The sequence below is a fragment of the Streptomyces sp. NPDC091271 genome (assembly GCF_044757505.1).
Taxonomy (GTDB): domain Bacteria; phylum Actinomycetota; class Actinomycetes; order Streptomycetales; family Streptomycetaceae; genus Streptomyces.
The window spans coordinates 21,201-38,841 of record NZ_JBIVVD010000007.1 but is presented as its reverse complement, the minus strand read 5'-3'; the positions used below and the strand labels follow the sequence as shown (position 1 = coordinate 38,841).

17 protein-coding genes, 1 tRNA gene and 1 pseudogene are annotated in these 17,641 nt (G+C 69.7%); 5 read left to right on the top strand and 14 right to left on the bottom strand.

What is annotated here, in order from left to right:
* The first annotated feature begins 35 nt into the window (after positions 1-35).
* Both ACIQM3_RS27225 and ACIQM3_RS27220 read left to right on the top strand, forming a co-directional pair.
* On the top strand, positions 36-1,136 hold the full coding sequence (locus tag ACIQM3_RS27225; RefSeq protein WP_401628493.1) for an LCP family protein: 1,101 nt from the start codon (positions 36-38) through the stop codon (positions 1,134-1,136).
* Positions 1,137-1,153: 17 nt separating this feature from the next.
* Positions 1,154-1,582: pseudogene (locus ACIQM3_RS27220) on the top strand (NTP pyrophosphohydrolase).
* 5 nt (positions 1,583-1,587) lie between these two features.
* Here the strand turns inward: ACIQM3_RS27220 and ACIQM3_RS27215 are convergent.
* The 5 genes from ACIQM3_RS27215 to selD all read right to left on the bottom strand — a co-directional run bounded on the left by ACIQM3_RS27215 (position 1,588) and on the right by selD (position 9,489).
* Complete coding sequence (locus ACIQM3_RS27215) at positions 1,588-3,090, bottom strand: amino acid permease (RefSeq protein WP_401628490.1); 1,503 nt, start codon at positions 3,088-3,090, stop codon at positions 1,588-1,590.
* Positions 3,091-3,234: 144 nt separating this feature from the next.
* Positions 3,235-5,148 (bottom strand): 1-deoxy-D-xylulose-5-phosphate synthase, encoded by a 1,914-nt coding sequence (gene dxs / locus ACIQM3_RS27210; protein ID WP_401628488.1) that lies wholly within the window; start codon positions 5,146-5,148, stop codon positions 3,235-3,237.
* Positions 5,149-5,321: 173 nt separating this feature from the next.
* Complete coding sequence (gene selB, locus ACIQM3_RS27205) at positions 5,322-7,106, bottom strand: selenocysteine-specific translation elongation factor (protein ID WP_401628486.1); 1,785 nt, start codon at positions 7,104-7,106, stop codon at positions 5,322-5,324.
* Between the two features lie 15 nt (positions 7,107-7,121).
* Positions 7,122-8,468, bottom strand: coding sequence for an L-seryl-tRNA(Sec) selenium transferase (gene selA, locus ACIQM3_RS27200; protein WP_401628483.1), 1,347 nt, complete (start codon positions 8,466-8,468; stop codon positions 7,122-7,124).
* A gap of 4 nt (positions 8,469-8,472) precedes the next feature.
* On the bottom strand, positions 8,473-9,489 hold the full coding sequence (gene selD, locus ACIQM3_RS27195) for a selenide, water dikinase SelD (protein WP_401628481.1): 1,017 nt from the start codon (positions 9,487-9,489) through the stop codon (positions 8,473-8,475).
* Positions 9,490-9,578: 89 nt separating this feature from the next.
* Between selD and ACIQM3_RS27190 the strand changes: the two genes are divergently transcribed.
* Positions 9,579-9,671: transfer RNA gene (locus tag ACIQM3_RS27190), tRNA-Sec, on the top strand.
* A 58-nt stretch (positions 9,672-9,729) separates the two neighbouring features.
* On the opposite strand, the gene ACIQM3_RS27185 is transcribed toward ACIQM3_RS27190, so the two are convergent.
* The 6 genes from ACIQM3_RS27185 to ACIQM3_RS27160 form a co-directional block, all read right to left on the bottom strand.
* The gene (locus tag ACIQM3_RS27185) at positions 9,730-10,014 is read right to left on the bottom strand and encodes a hypothetical protein (RefSeq protein WP_401628479.1); all 285 of its coding nucleotides are present in this window, start codon (positions 10,012-10,014) and stop codon (positions 9,730-9,732) included.
* Positions 10,011-10,445 carry a hypothetical protein gene (locus ACIQM3_RS27180; protein ID WP_401628477.1) on the bottom strand — a complete coding sequence of 145 codons (435 nt, stop codon included), beginning with the start codon at positions 10,443-10,445 and terminating at the stop codon, positions 10,011-10,013. The genes ACIQM3_RS27185 and ACIQM3_RS27180 overlap by 4 nt, the downstream gene beginning before the upstream one ends.
* Complete coding sequence (locus tag ACIQM3_RS27175) at positions 10,442-11,020, bottom strand: hypothetical protein (protein ID WP_401628474.1); 579 nt, start codon at positions 11,018-11,020, stop codon at positions 10,442-10,444. Before ACIQM3_RS27175 ends, ACIQM3_RS27180 begins: the two co-directional genes overlap by 4 nt.
* Before the next feature lie 128 nt (positions 11,021-11,148).
* Positions 11,149-11,469, bottom strand: coding sequence for a hypothetical protein (locus ACIQM3_RS27170; protein WP_401628471.1), 321 nt, complete (start codon positions 11,467-11,469; stop codon positions 11,149-11,151).
* 81 nt (positions 11,470-11,550) lie between these two features.
* Positions 11,551-12,093: a hypothetical protein gene (locus tag ACIQM3_RS27165; RefSeq protein WP_401628468.1), complete on the bottom strand. Its 543-nt coding sequence runs from the start codon at positions 12,091-12,093 to the stop codon at positions 11,551-11,553.
* Positions 12,093-12,614, bottom strand: a complete 522-nt coding sequence (locus tag ACIQM3_RS27160; RefSeq protein WP_401628465.1) for a MauE/DoxX family redox-associated membrane protein — start codon at positions 12,612-12,614, stop codon at positions 12,093-12,095. Before ACIQM3_RS27160 ends, ACIQM3_RS27165 begins: the two co-directional genes overlap by 1 nt.
* Positions 12,615-13,064: 450 nt before the next feature.
* Here ACIQM3_RS27160 and ACIQM3_RS27155 point away from each other — a divergent pair, with 450 nt between their 5' ends.
* On the top strand, positions 13,065-13,595 hold the full coding sequence (locus tag ACIQM3_RS27155) for an aminotransferase class V-fold PLP-dependent enzyme (protein WP_401629760.1): 531 nt from the start codon (positions 13,065-13,067) through the stop codon (positions 13,593-13,595).
* A complete protein-coding gene (locus ACIQM3_RS27150) occupies positions 13,514-14,176 on the top strand; it encodes an aminotransferase class V-fold PLP-dependent enzyme (RefSeq protein ID WP_401629757.1) in 663 nt (220 codons plus the stop codon). Before ACIQM3_RS27155 ends, ACIQM3_RS27150 begins: the two co-directional genes overlap by 82 nt.
* Before the next feature lie 72 nt (positions 14,177-14,248).
* Here the strand turns inward: ACIQM3_RS27150 and ACIQM3_RS27145 are convergent, their stop codons facing one another.
* From ACIQM3_RS27145 to ACIQM3_RS27135, 3 genes are all read right to left on the bottom strand, one after another.
* Positions 14,249-15,526, bottom strand: coding sequence for a sugar ABC transporter permease (locus tag ACIQM3_RS27145; RefSeq protein ID WP_401628462.1), 1,278 nt, complete (start codon positions 15,524-15,526; stop codon positions 14,249-14,251).
* Positions 15,523-16,311, bottom strand: coding sequence for an ATP-binding cassette domain-containing protein (locus ACIQM3_RS27140; protein ID WP_401628459.1), 789 nt, complete (start codon positions 16,309-16,311; stop codon positions 15,523-15,525). The genes ACIQM3_RS27145 and ACIQM3_RS27140 overlap by 4 nt, the downstream gene beginning before the upstream one ends.
* Before the next feature lie 188 nt (positions 16,312-16,499).
* Positions 16,500-17,609, bottom strand: coding sequence for a sugar ABC transporter substrate-binding protein (locus tag ACIQM3_RS27135; RefSeq protein WP_401628457.1), 1,110 nt, complete (start codon positions 17,607-17,609; stop codon positions 16,500-16,502).
* Between the last annotated feature and the right edge of the window lie 32 nt (positions 17,610-17,641).

Sequence of the window (17,641 nt, the reverse complement as noted above, 5' to 3'; positions counted from 1 at the left end):
CCTACCGGGCCGCGAGATCAAGGGACTCGAACAGGATGAGCAACGACGTGGTGCCTGCGGGCGGACGTGCCTCACGACGGGCGGAAGCACCGAAGCGTGGCCGCAAGAAGGAACGCAAGCGCCGCCGCGGCCTCAAGATCACGCTCGGGGTCCTGCTCGTTCTCCTGCTCGCGGGCGGCGGCACGGCCTACTGGATGTACCAGGACCTCGACGGCAACATCAAGGGCGTCGACATCAACAAGGCGCTCGGCGAGGACCGTCCCGAGAAGCTCCCCACCACCGGTCAGAACCTGCTCGTCCTCGGCTCCGACTCACGCGCCGGGGCGGAGAACAAGGAGCTGGGCGGAGGCGGCAACGTCAGCGGGGGGCGGTCCGACACCACGATGGTGGTGCACATACCCGAGGGCCGGTCCGAGGCCGTCGCCGTGTCCATTCCGCGCGACACCCTGGTGACCCGGCCGAAGTGCACGACGGCCGACGGCTCGGAGCTGCCCGAGAAGAAGCGCGAGATGTTCAACGCCGTCTACTCCCTCGCGGGCCCGGCCTGCGTGGTCAAGACGGTGGAGAAGATGTCCGGGGTCCGTATCGACCACTACATGGAGATCAACTTCGCCGGGTTCAAGGATCTGGTCGACGCGATCGGCGGCGTCACCGTCGACGTCGAGGAGCCCATCCACGACAAGGCCTCCGGGCTCGACCTGACGGCCGGTGAGCACAAGCTGAACGGCACCGAGTCCCTCGCCTACGTGCGGACCCGGAAGAGCGTGGGCGACGGCAGCGACCTCGGCCGCATCGGGCTGCAGCAGCAGTTCCTGATGGCGTTGCTGAAGGAGGTCAAGTCGCAGGACCTGCTGGGCAGTCCGACGACCACGTACAAGATCGCCAATTCCGCGACCAAGTCGCTGACGACCGACGAGGGGCTCGCCTCCCTGACCTCCCTCAGCGAGTTCGCCCGCTCGATGAACGGCGTCGACCCCTCCACGATGGAGACGATCATGCTGCCGGTCGCCTACGACACGCAGGACCCGAACCGCGTCGTGGCCGTGCAGCCGCAGGCCGACACCCTCTGGAAGGCGATCCGCACGGACGGCACGATTCCGGAGTCCGCCAAGAAGTCTCCGGCCACCGGCGGCTGACCTGGCATCCTTCCGGGATGACCGGTGAGAGCACTCTGGTGATCGTCGACGCCGCCAATGTGGTGGGGTCCGTACCGGGGGCACCTCCCACGCCGAAGGCTGTGGGGGAGGCTGGTGGCGCGACCGGCACGGCGCCGCCGAGCGGCTGCGGGTCTCCCTGGTCCCGTACGCCACCGAGGGGCTGCCCGGCCACGCCGGTCCCGTCGAGCTCGTGCTCGTCGTGGAGGGCGCCGCGCGGCAGGTCATGTCCGTGCCGGGCGTGCGGGTGGAGGCGGCGTCCGGCAGCGGGGACGATCTGATCGCCGCTGGCCGCCGCCGCCCACGGTGTACGGCCCTGCGTCGTGGTCACCGCCGACCGCGGGCTGCGGCAGCGGGTCGAGGCGCACGGGGCCCGGTGCACGGGCCCGCGTACGGTACGGCCGCTGCCGCCCTCGCGAGGTGCCTGACCGGATCAGGAGGCCTTCGCCATACGGCTGTTGCGGCGCCCGTACACGAAGTAGATGATCACGCCGAGCGCCATCCAGATCCCGAACCGCAGCCACGTCTCGGCCGGCAGGTTCAGCATCAGCCAGACCGAGGCCGCCACCGACACGATCGGGAGCAGCGGCACCCACGGGGTCCGGAAGGCGCGGTGGAGATCGGGGCGGGTGCGGCGCAGGACGATGACGCCGAGGGCCACGACCACGAACGCGAAGAGCGTGCCGATGTTCACCAGGGTCGCCAGCTCGTTGATGCTCGTGAAGCCTGCCACGATCGCGATGATCACCCCGAGCAGGATGGTGGGACGGTAGGGGGTCCCGAAGCGCGGGTGCGTCACCGAGAAGAACCTCGGAAGCAGTCCGTCACGGCTCATCGCGAAGAACACCCGGGTCTGGCCGAGCAGCAGGATCATGCAGACCGTGGTGAGTCCGACCGCGGCGCCGAAGCTGATGACGCCCGCGTAGAAGGGGTGTCCGACGGCCTTGAACGCGTCGGCGAGCGGAGCGCTGACGGAGAGTTCGGAGTAGTGCTGCATGCCGGTGACCACGATCGACACGGCGACGTAGAGCAGCGTGCAGATGACGAGCGAGGCGAGGATCCCGCGCGGCATGTCCCGCTGCGGGAGCTTGGTCTCCTCGGCCGCGGTGGCCACGACGTCGAAGCCGATGAAGGCGAAGAAGACGATGGAGGCCGCGGTGAAGATGCCCATGATGCCGAAGTTCGTCGGCTGGTAGCCGAAGATCAGCTGGACCAGCGGGGCGTCCAGGCCGGATCCGCCGGTCTGCTTCTCGGCCTCGGGGATGAAGGGTGAGTAGTTGGCCGACTTGATGAAGAACGCACCGGCGATGATCACGATGGCGACGACCGCCAGCTTGATGGCGACGACGACCGTGGTCACCCGGGCGGAGAGCTTCATCCCGAGGACCAGGATCACCGTCAGGATCAGCACCAGGGCGAAGGCCAGGATGTCGAAGCCGAAGCCGCTCGCCACGTCCGGGCCGGAGAGCACCTCCGGCATCGTCCACCCGATGTTGTCCATGAGCGAGCGGACGTAGCCGGACCAGCCGACCGCCACCACCGCGGTGCCCAGTGCGAATTCCAGCACCAGGTCCCAGCCGATGATCCAGGCGACCAGCTCGCCCAGTGAGGCGTAGGAGAAGGTGTACGCCGATCCGGCCACCGGGACGGTGGAGGCGAATTCGGCGTAGCAGAGGGCGGCGAGCGCACAGACGATGCCCGCCGCGACGAAGGCGAGCGCCGTGGCGGGGCCCGCCGTCTCCTTGGCGACCTTGCCCGTGAGGACGAAGATGCCGGTGCCGATGATGACACCCACTCCGAAGACCGTGAGGTCCAGTGCGGAGAGGGACTTCTTGAGAGCGTGCTCCGGTTCCTCGGTATCGCGGATGGACTGTTCGACCGTCTTGGTCCGGAACAGTCCCTTTCCGCTGGGGGGCGTGTCCTGCTGCGTGCTCACCGGCGTACCTCCACGCACTCGTCGTGCACGCCATGATTCGGAACAGGCCGCCCCCGAATGTGCGGTACGCCCCGATTTCACGCGAATGGGCCGGTCGGACCACCCGAGTGGGGTGGCCGGCCGGCCCGGATCGGTGCTGGGAGATCAGTCGCGTACGGGTTCCACGGCGCGGCTCTCGTAACGGCCGTCGAGCTTGGCGACCAGGCCGGTGACCTGGCGGGCGATGTCCGGTGCCGTCAGCCCGATCTCGGCCATGACCTCGCCGCGCGAGGCGTGGTCGAGGAAGACCGGCGGGATGCCGAAGTCGCGCAGCGGCACGTCGACGTCCGCGTCGCGCAGGGCCTGGGCGACGGCGGAGCCGACACCGCCGGCCCTGCTGTTGTCCTCGACGGTGACGACGACCCGGTGCTCCGCCGCGAGCGGGGCGAGCGCCTCGTCGACCGGCTTGACCCAGCGCGGGTCGACCACGGTCGTGGAGATGCCCTGGGCGTCGAGCAGAGCGGCGATCTCCAGGCACATCGGGGCGAGGGCGCCGACGGAGACCAGGAGGACGTCCGGGGTGTCCGTGCCGGCCGCCCGGAGGATGTCCATGCCTCCGGCCTTGCCCACGGCGTCGACCGCGGGGCCGACCGCCCCCTTGGAGAAGCGGACGACGGTGGGTGCGTCGTCCACGTCGACGGCCTCGCGCAGCTGGGCGCGGACCTGGTCGGCGTCGCGCGGGGCGGCGATGCGCAGGGTCGGCACGCACTGGAGGATCGACATGTCCCACATGCCGTTGTGCGAGGCGCCGTCGGTGCCCGTGACGCCGGCCCGGTCCAGGACGAAGGTCACGCCGCACTTGTGCAGGGCGACGTCCATGAGGACCTGGTCGAAGGCGCGGTTCAGGAAGGTCGCGTAGACCGCGAAGACGGGGTGCAGCCCGCCCGTGGCCAGGCCGGCCGCGGAGACCGCGCCGTGCTGCTCGGCGATCCCGACGTCGTAGATCCGGTCCGGGAAGGCCTCCTCGAACTTGCCGAGGCCGACGGGCTGGAGCATGGCCGCCGTGATGGCGACGACGTCCTCGCGCTCGTGGCCCAGCTTGACCATCTCCTCGCCGAAGACCGAGGTCCAGTCGAGGCCGGAGGTGGAGATCGGCAGGCCGGTGTCCGGGTGGATCTTGCCGACCGCGTGGAAGCGGTCCGCCTCGTCCTCAAGGGCGGGGGTGTAGCCGCGGCCCTTCTCGGTGAGGCAGTGCACGATGACCGGCCCGCCGAAGCGCTTGGCGCGCTGGAGCGCGGACTCCAGGGCCTCGATGTCGTGGCCGTCGATGGGGCCGACGTACTTCAGGCCGAGGTCCTCGAACATGCCCTGCGGGGCGATGAAGTCCTTGAGGCCCTTCTTGGCGCCGTGCAGGGTCTCGTACAGCGGCCTGCCGACGACGGGCGTGCGCTCCAGGATGTCCTTGCCACGGGCCAGGAACCGCTCGTACCCGTCGGTGGTGCGCAGGGTGGCGAGGTGGTTCGCGAGGCCGCCGATGGTCGGGGCGTAGGAGCGCTCGTTGTCGTTGACGACGATGACGAGGGGGCGGTCCTTGGCGGCGGCGATGTTGTTCAGCGCCTCCCAGGCCATACCGCCCGTGAGCGCGCCGTCACCGATGACGGCGACGACGTGGTCGTCCTTGCCCAGGACCTCGTTGGCCTTGGCGAGGCCGTCGGCCCAGCCGAGCACCGTCGAGGCGTGCGAGTTCTCGATGACGTCGTGCTCGGACTCGGCACGGGACGGGTATCCGGAGAGGCCGCCCTTGCTCTTGAGCTTCGAGAAGTCCTGCCGGCCGGTGAGCAGCTTGTGCACATAGCTCTGGTGGCCGGTGTCGAAGAGGACCTTGTCCTGCGGGGACTCGAAGACCCGGTGCAGGGCGATGGTCAGCTCGACCACGCCCAGGTTCGGGCCGAGGTGGCCGCCGGTCTTGGAGACCGCTTCGACTAGGAAGGTACGGATCTCCCCGGCGAGCTGGTCGAGCTGCTCGAGGCCGAGCCGGTCCAGGTCGCGCGGTCCCCTGATGCGGGTCAGCAGGTCCACCCGTGCCTCCTTGCGTGTGAGCCGGTCGAACTTCTTACCGATCCGCAGAGTCTAATGTTCCGCAGAGGGCTCGGGTTCTCAGGGGGCGCCGTCCTGTGTCGCATCTTGGGTGGCGAAATCACGATTCGCCTCCCGGTACGTGTCCCGAAGTACACGCCCGGTGGAGTCGGGGGTCAGTGGACCGCCGGGCCGCTCGTGACCAGACGCCGCAGGCCCTCGGGGGTCGAGCGGGTGCGCCCGAGACGGTCGAGCAGCTCGAACAGGGGTACGGCGACACGCCGCGAGGTGCCGAGTGCCTTACGTCCGTCGCTCAGGGTGAACGGCTGGGGCAGCGGGGCAAGCCTGCCGAGCGCCAGACTCACCGCGTCCGCATGTACGTACACACCCTGCTGGACCCTGAACAACCGCCCCCTGCCCACCGCCGCGCGCAGATGCGCGGTGGTGAGGCCGAGCTGGTCCAGTTCCGGCCGGCCGGGGGCGTCGAACGGGTCGGCGGCGAGCCGGGCGCAGAGGGCGTCCAGCGCGGCCTCCGCCCGGTCTGACAGCTCGGGCCGTGTGTCCGCCTCCCGAATGCCCGGGCCGTCCCGCACCATGCCCAGTCCGTCGACCACGGCGTCCAGCAGAGCCGGATCCGGCAGCTCGGAGAGTCGCAGAGCGGTCTTCCGGGGCAGGGCAGGACTGAGCGGGTGGGCGGCCGCCCGCTCCCGTACGGCTGCCGCCAGCCGGTCCCGGCACTCGCGCCACCAAGGGTCGTGGACGATCCAGCCGGCGACCTCCGTGGTGCCCTCCGGCGTGCTGCCTCCTGGGGCCAGCCGGCCCGACGAGGTCAGACCGGTACGCCGGACGGCGCCGCGCCGGGCGATCTCTTCGGCCAAGTCGGGGGTATCGGGCCTCTTCACGAGGTCGCTGTGCCGCCGGGCCGCGGCGCCCCGGCGGGTGAACGGCGGCGGATCCGCGTCGAGGACGACGATTCCGGCAACGACCCTGCACCGGCCGGGGTCGCGCAGCAGCGCCCTCTCCCCGATGTCGAGGGGCAGGGCGCGTTCCGCCCTTATCCGGGCGGTGCCGTCGCCGAGGCGCCGTACGCGTGCGGGTACGGCGGCCGATCCGGCGTGCAGGATCACTTCGGCGCTCCCGCAGTCGGCGAGCCAGTCGACCCGTGCGTCGAACTCCCGCACCCCCGCGTACCACCCGGGCGCGACCAGCGCGTCACCACGCCGCACCTGGTCGCGGTCCAGGCCGCGGAGATTGACGGCGACGCGGGCGACCGCTTCAGCCCGTTCGACCCTTTCGCCGAGGCTCTGCAACTGCCTCACTCTGACCGGCCGGCGGCTGGACCACAGCAACAGTTCGTCGTCGTGGGCCAGGGCGCCGGCGCCCAGCGTGCCCGTGACCACGGTGCCCGCGCCACGCACGGTGAAGACCCGGTCGATCCACAGCCGGGTGCGCGGGGTCGGGCTCGGCGGAGGCAACCGTGCGACAAGCCTGCCCAGCGCCTGGCGCAGCGCGGGCAGGCCCATGCCTGTGGGCGCGCTGGTGACGACTGCCTCCAGCCCGGCCAGCGGAGTCCCTGCCAGCCGGTCCCTGGCCTCCTCGACCGCCAGCGCCCCGTCGCCGAGGTCCGCCCGGGTGATGACGAGGAGCCCGTCGCGGACGCCGAAGGCGCGCAGGGCGTCCACATGCTCCTCCGTCTGGCGGCTCCATCCCTCGTCCGCGGCGACGACGAGCAGCACTGCCGGCACGGGCCCCACGCCGGCCAGCATGTTGGGCACGAACCGCTGGTGGCCGGGCACGTCCACGAACGCGATCGTCTCCCCGGTGGACAGCGTGGTCCAGGCGTATCCGAGGTCGATCGTCATACCGCGCCGCTTCTCCTCGGCCCAGCGGTCGGGCTCCATGCCCGTCAGCGCCCGCACGAGGGTGGACTTGCCGTGATCGACGTGTCCTGCGGTGGCCACGACGTGCACGGCGCCTCACCCGCCCGCGGGTACGGTGAGAAGCCCCGCGTTCCGGGCGGCGGCGAGGACGGCCGTGAGGACGTCGCCGTCGCACTCCTCGGGAACGCACCGCAGGTCGAGCAGGAGCGCACCGCGCGCGGTGCGGCCGACCACGGGGGGATCCCCGCGCCGCAGCGGCACGGTGAGTGCTTCGGGCACCTGTACGGCGGCACCGGGCAGCGCGACTCCGGGTGCTCCGCCGCCTCCGACCGCGCCCGTGTGCGGGAGGACCGTGGCTTCCAGGCCACGGCAGGTGAGCGCGGAGGCCAGGGCCGCGCTGCGCCTCCGCAGCTGTTCGGGGTCGAGCCGCAGAGCTCGGCGCACAGGAGGCTCGGGGCCGCGGAGGGTGGCCTCCACGGCCGCGAGGGTGAGCTTGTCGACACGCAGGGCACGAGCGAGCGGATGACGGCGGAGACTGTCGATCAGCGGAGCGGTGCCCAGCAGGAGGCCCGCCTGAGGACCGCCGAGGAGTTTGTCCCCGCTGGCGGTGACGAGAGCGGCACCCTGCCGGAGCCAGGTAGCCGCATCCGGTTCCCCGGGCAGCAGGGGCTCCGGGCTCAGCAGACCCGAGCCTATGTCGCCGACCACAGGGACTCCGAGCGTGGTCAGTTCGGTGACCGGGACGGCCGAAGTGAAGCCTTCGATGAGGAAGTTGGAGGGGTGGATCTTGAGGATGAACGCGGTATCGGGTCCGATGGCGGCCCGGTAGTCGGCGAGGTGGGTCCTGTTGGTCGTGCCCACCTCACGCAGCCGCGCACCGGTGCTGATCAGCAGGTCGGGCAGTCGGAAACCGTCACCGATCTCGACCAGTTCGCCCCGGCTGACCACGATCTCGCGGCCCCGGGCGAGAGCGGTGGCTGCCAGAACGAGCGCGGCCGCCCCGTTGTTGACGAGGTGGGCGTCGCCTGCGTCGGGCACAGCGGCGCGCAGGGCGTCCAGGGCCCCACGGCCGCGCCGGCCCCGGCGGCCGGTGACCGTGTCGTACTCGACGTCCACATGTCCCGCGGCGATGTCCACCGCCTCCCGTGCCTGCGCGGAGAGCGGAGCGCGGCCGAGGTTGGTGTGGACGACGATCCCGGTCGCGTTCAGCACCGGACGGAGGCTGGTGGCACGGTCGGGCAGGAGACGGAGGACCACCTCGCCGATGCGCTCGGGCGGCTCCTCCCCAGCCCTCACCATGTCCTGGGCCCTGTGCACGGCTTGCTTGACGAGCGCGGGCCCGAGCCGGGCGGCGGCCTCGGCCAGCCGGGGGTCGGACAGGAGGGTGTCGGTGCTGGGCGGCCGCCGGTGCGGCGGGGCCGGAGCGGGGATCTCGGTCGCCATGGGTTCAGCCCGCTACAACGAAGTCGTCGCCCCGCGGAGCGAGGTGGCCGATGACGGGTGCACCGGGGATCTCGCCGGCGACGAGGAGACCGCCGGACGTCTGGGCGTCGGCGAGCAGCAGCCGCTCGTCCTCGGACACGCCGGATCCGAAACGGGTGTGCGGTCCGGCCCAGTCCAGGTTCCGGCGGGTGCCACCGCTGACGAAGCCGTCACGGACGGCCTCGCGTGCCCCGTCGAGGTAGGGGACGGCAGCCGGATCGATGACCGCGGTCACGCCGCTGGCCCTGGCGAGTTTGTAGAGGTGGCCGAGGAGTCCGAAGCCGGTGACGTCGGTGGCGCACACCGCGCCGCCTTCCAGGGCAGCCCGTGAGGCGGCGGCGTTCAGGGTGGTCATCGCCGCGACGGCTTCGGGATGGCGCTCACCGGTCGCCTTGTGCCGTGTGCTGAGCACACCGAGGCCGAGCGGCTTGGTCAGGGACAGTGGCATGCCGGGACGGCCGGCGTCGTTGCGCAGGAGGTGCCGCGGGTCCGCCTGGCCGGTGACGGCGAGACCGTACTTCGGTTCGGCGTCGTCGATGCTGTGCCCGCCCGCGAGGTGGCAGCCGGCCTCGGCGGCGATCTGGGCTCCCCCGCGCAGGACTTCTGCGGCCAACTCCATCGGCAGGCTCTCGCGCGGCCAGGCCAGCAGGTTGACGGCGACCAGAGGGGTGCCGCCCATGGCGTACACGTCGGACAGCGCGTTGGCCGCGGCGATGCGGCCCCAGTCGTACGGGTCGTCGACGACGGGGCCGAAGAAGTCCGTGGTCATGACGAGGGCGGTACCGCCGGGAGTGAGGACCACCGCGGCGTCGTCGCCGTTCTCCGTGCCCACCAGCAGTTCCCCGTCGGGCCGGGGGCCTGGAGCCGGGAAGCCCACCGCCGCCATGACCGCCTCCAGTTCGCCCGGCGGGATCTTGCAGGCGCAGCCGCCGCCCCGCGCGTACTGGGTGAGGCGGACCGTGGCGGTGGCGATGGCGTCCAATGCGTGTTTCCGTCCTTGCGTTGCGCGCCGCGCCCACAGCGAGCGTCAAGGGCTCTGCGGCACGCGGCAGTTGGCATAGAGTAGGTGGTGGAGGCGTCAGGGTTCCTGGTGGGCCTCCCCGCCTTCAAAGCGGGTGGGGCGGAGTATCTCCGTCCGGCGGGTTCGATTCCCGTCCGCCTCCGCCGAATGCCGGGGCGGGATACGCGACACGTGGTGCCGCGTATCCCGCCGCGGCGGGTGTCAGGCCAGCAGGCGGCCCAGGCCCGAGGCCACGGGCGCGACCTGCACCGAGTCGTCCGCGCCGAAGACGCTGACAGGCTCACTGGTGCGGCGCAGTCCCCCTGCCGGGATCATCTGCACGGCCGGGTCGATCGTCAGGCTGACACCCGGGGTGGTGCGGTGGACGGCGAAGACCTCCTGCGGGGCTCCGTCCGGCGTGACGCCAAGTGCCACGTAGACGAGGTGGGATCCGTCCGTCTGGTCCTTGACGAACGCCACCCCCCTGTCGGTGGGAGTACGGGTCATGATTTCTGCCCCTTCCGGGCCGGTGTGGGTGAATCGGTCTCCGGGTCGTCCGCCCGTTCATGGAGCGGGTCGACATCGGTGACCGTCGCTTCGAACAGCAGGTTCTTCCAGTCGCCCCCGTACGGGAAGAGGCCACTGGTGGTACGGATCCCGAGCTTGTGCGGTACACGGGCAGCGAGGATGTGGCTCTGTGCCTCGCCCATCGCGTACATGCTCTCCAGCGTCCGCCAGAGGGTGACGCTCAGGATCGTGCGGTGTCGCCACAGCACGACCGGTGCGGCCCCGACGAATTCCGGGGCGATGCGCCGGACCTCTCTCTTGATGCGCGCGTGCAGAAAGAGCACGACAGCCATGTTCAGCGCCGAGCGGCACTCGAACCGGGTGAGGGCGATGTGTCCCCGCGGGTCCCGGGCCTTGGTGTACGGGTTCATCGCCAGGCCGTCCAGACGGTGTAGGCACCCAGGAGCACGAGGCCGAGCCCGGCCGCGCGTCGCATCCACGGGAACCAGGGCTGAACGCGGTCCCCGAAGCGGGTGATCGGAAGAATGAACCAGGTGACACTGCGCACCGCCACAGTCGCCACCGCCACCAACGCCATGCCGACCAGCAGCAGAGGCGAGGACGCGGGGTGCAGCAGCAGTGCCGCCGTGAGCACACCCCAGGTCAGGGAAGTGGATTTCTGCGTGGTGAACAGCAGGGCCAGATCAAAGCCCCAGGCCAGACCGAGCATGCCGGGAGGCATGGTCCGAATGTGCTCCTGCGGCACCTGTCGCCAGATGTGCGGCGTACGGTTCGCCAGGTCGGCGACGCCGAACACCACGAGGGCGACTCCGGTCAGGGATTCGCGCCACGGCGCGCCGAGGACCAGGGCGATGCCCTCCCCCAGCACGTACACGGCCAACGACATCAGACCGGCGGCGGCCACCTCTCCGGCCAGCAGGCCGACGAGGAACCGGGTACCGCGAGGTCTGTTGCGCTTCAGCATCGGGCCGGCGACCCCGGCCATCGACTGGCCTCAAGGGCTGAAGACTTGCAGGACCGCCGCGATGCCGGCGATCACCAGCCATGTCACCATCCGGTGTCGACTCCTTGTGTCACGACCTGGGGGCGTCGGCCGCCCTCAGGCTATTTCGGTCAGTTGTACTGGCACTCGAAGGACGACTTGGCGTTGCCCGCCGTCTCGCAGCAGCTGCAGTGCAGGGTCCCGCTCATCGCGCAGCCCCACAGGTAGGACATGTGTGCACGGCAGTAGGTCATGGTCGTGAAGTTCGCACTGCCGGGCTTGTTGGCGAGGTTGCAGCAGTTGTCGCTGTCGGCCGCGGCGGGTGTGGCTCCGGCGAAGACACCGGCGGCGGCCACCAGTCCGCTCGCCCCGATGCCTCCGAGTACCTTCCGGCGACCGAGACGGACCTGAGGTCCGTCCGAGTCCTTCTTGGCGAGAAGCGGGAAGCGCATTGTTGTACTCCTTCTTCATCAGTTCGCGTGTACGGATCCGTGACGGGTGTCGCGGACCACGGAGGAGGGCACCGTCTCGGTTCAGACGATGGCGGGGGCACTCTTGGTCAGGTCGGCCTCCCGCAGGAGGTCCTCGACGGAGCTGAAGAGGTAACCCTGACTCAGGACGCTGTCGTCGAAGACGAGGGCGGTGGGGCTCTGGGAGACGGAGAAGCTTCCGGCGACCCAGGCGCCGCGTTCGTCGACGTAGTGCGGAAGATCCGTCAGGCCGTGCCGCTGGACGAAGTCGTCACCGTCCTCCTTCTCCGCACAGGAGATCACGATGCCGACCGGGCCGGTGGCGCCGTTCAGTCCCCCCTGGCTCAGCTGGGCGGCCACCTTGGCGCAGCTCGCGCAGACGGTGCTGAGGACCAGCAGCACGCCACGGGAGCCGGTGCCGAGCGACACCAGGGGCTCCGGCCACTCCTTGACCACCGCTCCGAGCCGGTACTCCTCCAGCGGCGAGACGGTAGGGGAGGCGGGAGGCGCAGCGGTCGTCCGCGAAGCGAGTTCGCCCATCATCGCGAACAGGACGACGACTGCCGCCGTCAGAAGGAGGAGTGCACATGCCAGAACGATCGTCATCAGGCCGATCCCCATCGCCGTAGGAAGTTTCGGTACGCCGTCCGCGTGGCGTGCCGGTGCGTGAACAGGAGCCAGCCGCTGGAGACGGCGGAGGCGAGCACGGCCGTCTCGGCGGCGCCGCCGTGGCCGTCGGAGGCCGGCCAGGCAAGGCCGATGACCGCCACGGCGGCGAAGACCAGGCCGCTGACGATGTTGGCCGTGCCGAGCGGCTTGCTGTCGGCAATGCCGAAGCAGCCACAGGGGCGGTCGCTGCCCCGGACCTTACCTGCCGTGCCCATGACAATGAAGAGGAGGCCGAGCACTCCGGTGATCACGTGAGCTACGGCACGAGCACCAGGGGCGACCAGCAGGACGACCGTCACGACTTCGATCAGCGCGACCAGGCGGACAACGTTGTCGGCAGGCCGTAGCCGGCCACCCAGAAGTTCGTGCACCGCCGCAGCGGCGACACCGGGACTGACCGCCTTCGCCGCGGCGGACCGGAGAAAGACGGCGGCCACCCCGGCATTCACCAGGAGCATGACCGACCCAGAAGTCAACAAAGAAACCCCCCGTTTCTACCCCATGGCCAAACGGCGGGGAATTACAGAATTCCGTCGCCGAACCGACAGGCACCTGGTGTGTACAACGTTTACCGCGGATCATCTTGCCCGCAGCCAACAGCAGCGTCAAGAGGTATCAACCACTCGCCGGATGACGGGAGATGGATAGATCGCGACTGCAAAACGGAAGCGAAATAACCGCTTCCACACGAGGACTGCCCAAACAAATTCCGGATTAGATCTTGAAACTCACCGCACCGGGATCAACGCTCGCATCATCGGTGCATGCCGTCAGAAGACCATGCGCCACATGAACGGAAAAGGGAGAACATGTCGGCGGAACGGAAAGCATCCGACGGTAGGGGCGGAGCCACTCGGCCCGCTCCGCCGTTTCGGCCCGTGTACCTGGACCATCAGGCGACGACCCCCGTGGACCCCCGCGTGGTCGAGGCGATGCTGCCCTACCTCACCACCGAGTTCGGCAATCCCTCCAGCTCCCACGCCTACGGACGGGCGGCAGCCGAGGCGGTGGCCCGGGCGCGCGCGCAGGTCGCAGCGCTGATCGGGGCCGCGCCCGAGGAGATCGTGTTCACCTCCTCCGGCACCGAGAGCAACCAACTGGCCCTGGTCGGCACGGCTCTCGGGTGCCGGACGGCCACCGGCGGCGACCACATCGTCACGTCTGTCCTCGACCACCCCGCGACCTTGGCAGCCTGCGCGCGGCTCGAACAGGAGGGCTTCCGCGTCACCCGGGTCCCGGTCGGCCCGGAGGGACTGGTGGACCCGGAGGAGGTAGCGCGCGCCGCGGGCCCCGGCACGGTCCTGGTATCGGTCATGCACGCGAACAACGAGATCGGGACCGTGCAGCCGCGGCGGCCATCGCGCGGGCCCTCCGGGGCCGCGGCATCGCTCTGCACACCGACGCGGCGCAGAGCCTGGCCACGGTCGTCACCGACGTGACGGAACTCGGAGTGGATCTGCTGAGCGTCGTGGGACACAAGATGTACGCGCCGAAGGGAGTGGGCGCGCTCTACGTGCGGGCGGGGCTCCCCGGACCGGTCCCCCTGTTCTCGGGCGGCGGCCAGGAGAACGGGTTGCGTGCCGGGACGGAGAACGTGGCCGGCATCGTCGCCCTGGGTGCCGCCGCGGAACTGGCACTGAAGGAGCGGGAGAACGACGCCGCCCGGATCCGGCGACTGCGAGACCTCCTGCTCTCCCTGCTGACCGAAGCGATCCCCGGGCTGCGTCTGAACGGATCACGGGACCACCGCCTCGCCGGGAATCTGAGTCTCACCCTGCCCGCCACCGGCGCCACCGCACTCGCGGCCGCGGTTCCCGAGGTGGCCTTCTCGGCGGGAGCGGCCTGTCACACCGGCGCCGGTCTGCCGTCCCCGGTGCTGACCGCGATCGGACTGTCAGCAGCGCAGGCCGCCCGCACGGTGCGGCTGGGCCTGGGCAGGTACACCGGTGAGGACGACATACGGAGTGCCGCCCAGGCCCTCGTCCGAGGCGCGCACACCGCCGTGGACACGTCGGAGTGACCACTCCCCCGGTGAACACAGCCGTGCCCGGCATCCGAGGTGGATGCCGGGCACGGCTGCGTTGAGGTGCGGTCAGGCGCGGCCCGCGGTCTTCTGCGTCTTGCGGGTGACGGAGTCGATGACGACCGTGGCCAGAAGCACACCACCGGTGATCATGTACTGGACCGGAGTCTTGATGCCCTCCAGCGACAGGCCGTACTGGATCGAGACGATCACCATCACGCCGAGCAGGGCGTTCCAGGTGCGGCCCCGGCCTCCGAAGAGGCTGGTGCCGCCGATGACGGCCGCGGCGATGACGTTCATCAGGAGGTCGCCGGTGCCGGAGCCCTGGTTCACGGCCGCGATCTTGGAGGCCCAGAAGAGGCCGCCGATCGCCGCGAAGGTGCCGGCGATCGCGAAGACCGAGACACGGATCGCGGTGACGTTGATGCCCGCGCGGCGGGACGCCTCGACGCTGCCGCCGAGCGCGAAGATCTTCCGGCCGTAGGTCGTACGGCGCAGCATGAAGTCCGTGCCGACGAGGACGACGAGGAAGAGGACCAGCGCCAGCGGCAGACCGCGGTACTGGTTGAACATGTACGCCGCGGCGAAGGCGAACACCGCGAGGACGACGGTGCGCACCACGATGTCGGTGACCGGCCGGGAGGGGATACCCGCTGCCTCACGGCGGCGGGCGTCCAGGAAGGCCGAGAGGAAGAAGGCGATCACCGCGACAGCGGCCAGACCGTAGGCGGCGGCGACGTCCGTGAAGTAGTACGTGGTCAGCTTGCCGACCACACCGTCACTGTCGAGGTTGATCGTGCCCGTGTCACCGAGCAGCTGGAGCATGAGCCCCAGCCAGAACAGCAGGCCGGCGAGGGTGACGGCGAAGGCGGGGGCACCGATCCTGGCGAAGAAGAAGCCATGGACGGCACCGATGACCGCGCCGCTCACGATCGCCACGAGGACGGCGAGCCACTCGTTCAGGCCGTTGGACACACTGAGCACGGCGACGACGGCGCCGGAGACACCGCTGACGGAGCCGACCGAGAGGTCGATCTCGCCGAGCAGCAGCACGAAGATGATGCCGACGGCCATCATGCCGGTGGCCACCATCGTCACGGCGATGTCGCTGATGTTCTTCGCGGAGAGGAACTCGGAGTTCAGGCTCTGGAAGACCACGCAGATGATGATCAGGCCGATGACCACCGGGATCGAGCCGAGGTCGCCACCGCGCATCTTGCGCCTGAACTCGGTGAGGTATCCGCCGAAGCCCTGCTCGCGCACGAGCAGCCGGGGGTCGACCGCTGTGTCCGCGCCCTTGGCGGCCTCCGGGTTGACCACAGCCGTGGACGTCTTGTCGGTCGTCACTTCTTGACCTCCGCGTTACGAGCCGCACGACGGGTCACGGCGTTCTCCGTGGCGCCCGTGATGGCGGAGATGATCTCTTCCTGCGAGGTGGTCTTCACATCGAAGACCCCGTTGTTCCGGCCCAGGCGGAGCACGGCGACCTTGTCCGCGACAGCCTTCACATCGGCCATGTTGTGGCTGATGAGGATGACCGCGTGACCGCGCTCACGCAGCCGCTCGACCAGGTCGAGGACCTGCGCGGTCTGCTCGACGCCGAGGGCGGCGGTGGGCTCGTCGAGGATGACGAGCTTGGGCTCACCGAGCATGGAGCGGGCGATCGCGACGGTCTGGCGCTGACCGCCGGACAGCGACGCGATCGGTATGCGGACACTGGGGATGCGGATCGACAGCGTGCTGAGCAGCTCGCGGGAGCGGCGCTCCATCTCGACCTCGTCGAGGATTCCGAACTTTCGGATCTCCCGGCCGAGGTAGAGGTTGCCGACGACGTCGATGTTGTCGCAGAGCGCGAGGTCCTGGTAGACGGTCGCGATACCCAGGCTCTGGGCGTCGTTCGGCTTGTCGATCTTGACCGGCCTGCCGTCCCACTCGATGACCCCGTCATCGATGGGGTGCACCCCGGCGATCGTCTTGACCAGCGTTGATTTACCGGCGCCGTTGTCGCCCACCAGGGCGACCACTTCACCGGCGTGGACCTCAAGCTCTACATCGGTGAGCGCCTGGACGGCACCGAATCGCTTGGAGACCCCTCGCAACGCCAACACGGGCGTAGCGGACACGTGAACCATCTCCTTCGCCGCCTGACCCGGCGGGGATGCCGCGCCTTGGGGGAAGACGCGGTGGTCGAGCAGAAGAATTAGAAACTGCTGAAGCGTTCCGTCCGGCACCCCGCCAGGTAGCGGGACAGTTGGCGGCGGGGTGCCGGACAGGCTTCGGGGCCCGCGTGACCAGCCGTCGGACGGTCACGCGGCACGGCCTACTTCAGGCCGATCGAGTCGCAGGCGGCCTTGTACTTGGCCGAGCAGATCTCGTCGACCGTCCAGATGCCGTCCTTGATGATGGTTTCCTGGATGTTGTCCTTGGTCAGCGAGATGACCGGAACGATGACCGTGGGAATGCCCTTGGTGGCGGCGTTGTCGATCTTGGACGTGGCAATCGTGTCGAGGTCCTCGCCCTTGGCGAGGGCCACGGCCATCTCCGCGGCGACGGCGTCCTCCTGCGGGTAGGACTTGTAGACGCTCATGAACTGCTCACCGCTGACGATGTGCTGCACGCCGGCCAGTTCGGCGTCCTGGCCGGTGATCGGCGGGAGCTTGGAGACACCGGCGGACTTGAGCGCCTGGATGATGCCGCCCGCAAGACCGTCGTTGGCGGAGTAGACGCCGTCGATCTTGTCCTTGCCGAGGGCTGTGATCGCACCCTCCATGTTGGAGTTGGCGTTCTCGGCCTTCCACTCCTTGGTGTCGTACTCCTTGCCGTACGTCACCTTGCCGTCGAGCACCGACTTGGCGCCCTTCTTGAACTGGGCGGCGTTGGGGTCGGTGATCGCGCCGTGCATCATCACGACGGTGGGCTTGGTCTTGCCCTCCAGCGCCCCGAGCAGGGCCTTGCCCTGCGCGCGGCCGACCTCTTCGTTGTCGAACGAGGTGTAGGCGTCCACCGGGCCCTCGGCGAGGCGGTCGAAGGCGACGACGGGGATGCCCGCGTCCTTGGCCTTCTTGACGCTGTTCTGGATGCCCTTGGCGTCGACGGCACCGATGATGAGCGCGTCGACCTTGTTCGTGATCATGGTGTCGACCTGCTGCGCCTGCAGCGTGGCGTCCTGGCGGGCGTTGGAGTAGACGACCTCCGCCTTGCCACCGGTCAGCTCGCTGACCTTCTTCTCGATGATCGGCTTGTCGAACTTCTCGTAACGGGCCGTGGCGTTCTCGGGAAGGAGCAGACCGATCTTGAGATCGTCGCCCTTCTTCGCCGACTCGGAGCTGGTCTTGTCGCCGGACTCCTTGGCGCTCCCGCACGCGGCGAGAGAGACGGCCATGGTGGTGGCGGCAACGGCAACGGCGGCACGACGCATACGCGTGTTCATTTCGAACCTCCCTGACGAGGCCGCGACGTTGC

What these genes read in the sequence shown, in the direction of transcription:
- ACIQM3_RS27165 (WP_401628468.1), bottom strand. Translation starts at nt 12,093, where the DNA reads ATGACGATCGTTCTGGCATGTGCACTCCTCCTTCTGACGGCGGCAGTC.
- ACIQM3_RS27135 (WP_401628457.1), bottom strand. Translation starts at nt 17,609, where the DNA reads ATGAACACGCGTATGCGTCGTGCCGCCGTTGCCGTTGCCGCCACCACC.
- ACIQM3_RS27175 (WP_401628474.1), bottom strand. Translation starts at nt 11,020, where the DNA reads ATGGCCGGGGTCGCCGGCCCGATGCTGAAGCGCAACAGACCTCGCGGT.
- ACIQM3_RS27140 (WP_401628459.1), bottom strand. Translation starts at nt 16,311, where the DNA reads ATGGTTCACGTGTCCGCTACGCCCGTGTTGGCGTTGCGAGGGGTCTCC.
- ACIQM3_RS27180 (WP_401628477.1), bottom strand. Translation starts at nt 10,445, where the DNA reads ATGAACCCGTACACCAAGGCCCGGGACCCGCGGGGACACATCGCCCTC.
- ACIQM3_RS27185 (WP_401628479.1), bottom strand. Translation starts at nt 10,014, where the DNA reads ATGACCCGTACTCCCACCGACAGGGGGGTGGCGTTCGTCAAGGACCAG.
- ACIQM3_RS27225 (WP_401628493.1), top strand. Translation starts at nt 36, where the DNA reads ATGAGCAACGACGTGGTGCCTGCGGGCGGACGTGCCTCACGACGGGCG.
- ACIQM3_RS27160 (WP_401628465.1), bottom strand. Translation starts at nt 12,614, where the DNA reads ATGCTCCTGGTGAATGCCGGGGTGGCCGCCGTCTTTCTCCGGTCCGCC.
- selA (WP_401628483.1), bottom strand. Translation starts at nt 8,468, where the DNA reads ATGGCGACCGAGATCCCCGCTCCGGCCCCGCCGCACCGGCGGCCGCCC.
- ACIQM3_RS27170 (WP_401628471.1), bottom strand. Translation starts at nt 11,469, where the DNA reads ATGCGCTTCCCGCTTCTCGCCAAGAAGGACTCGGACGGACCTCAGGTC.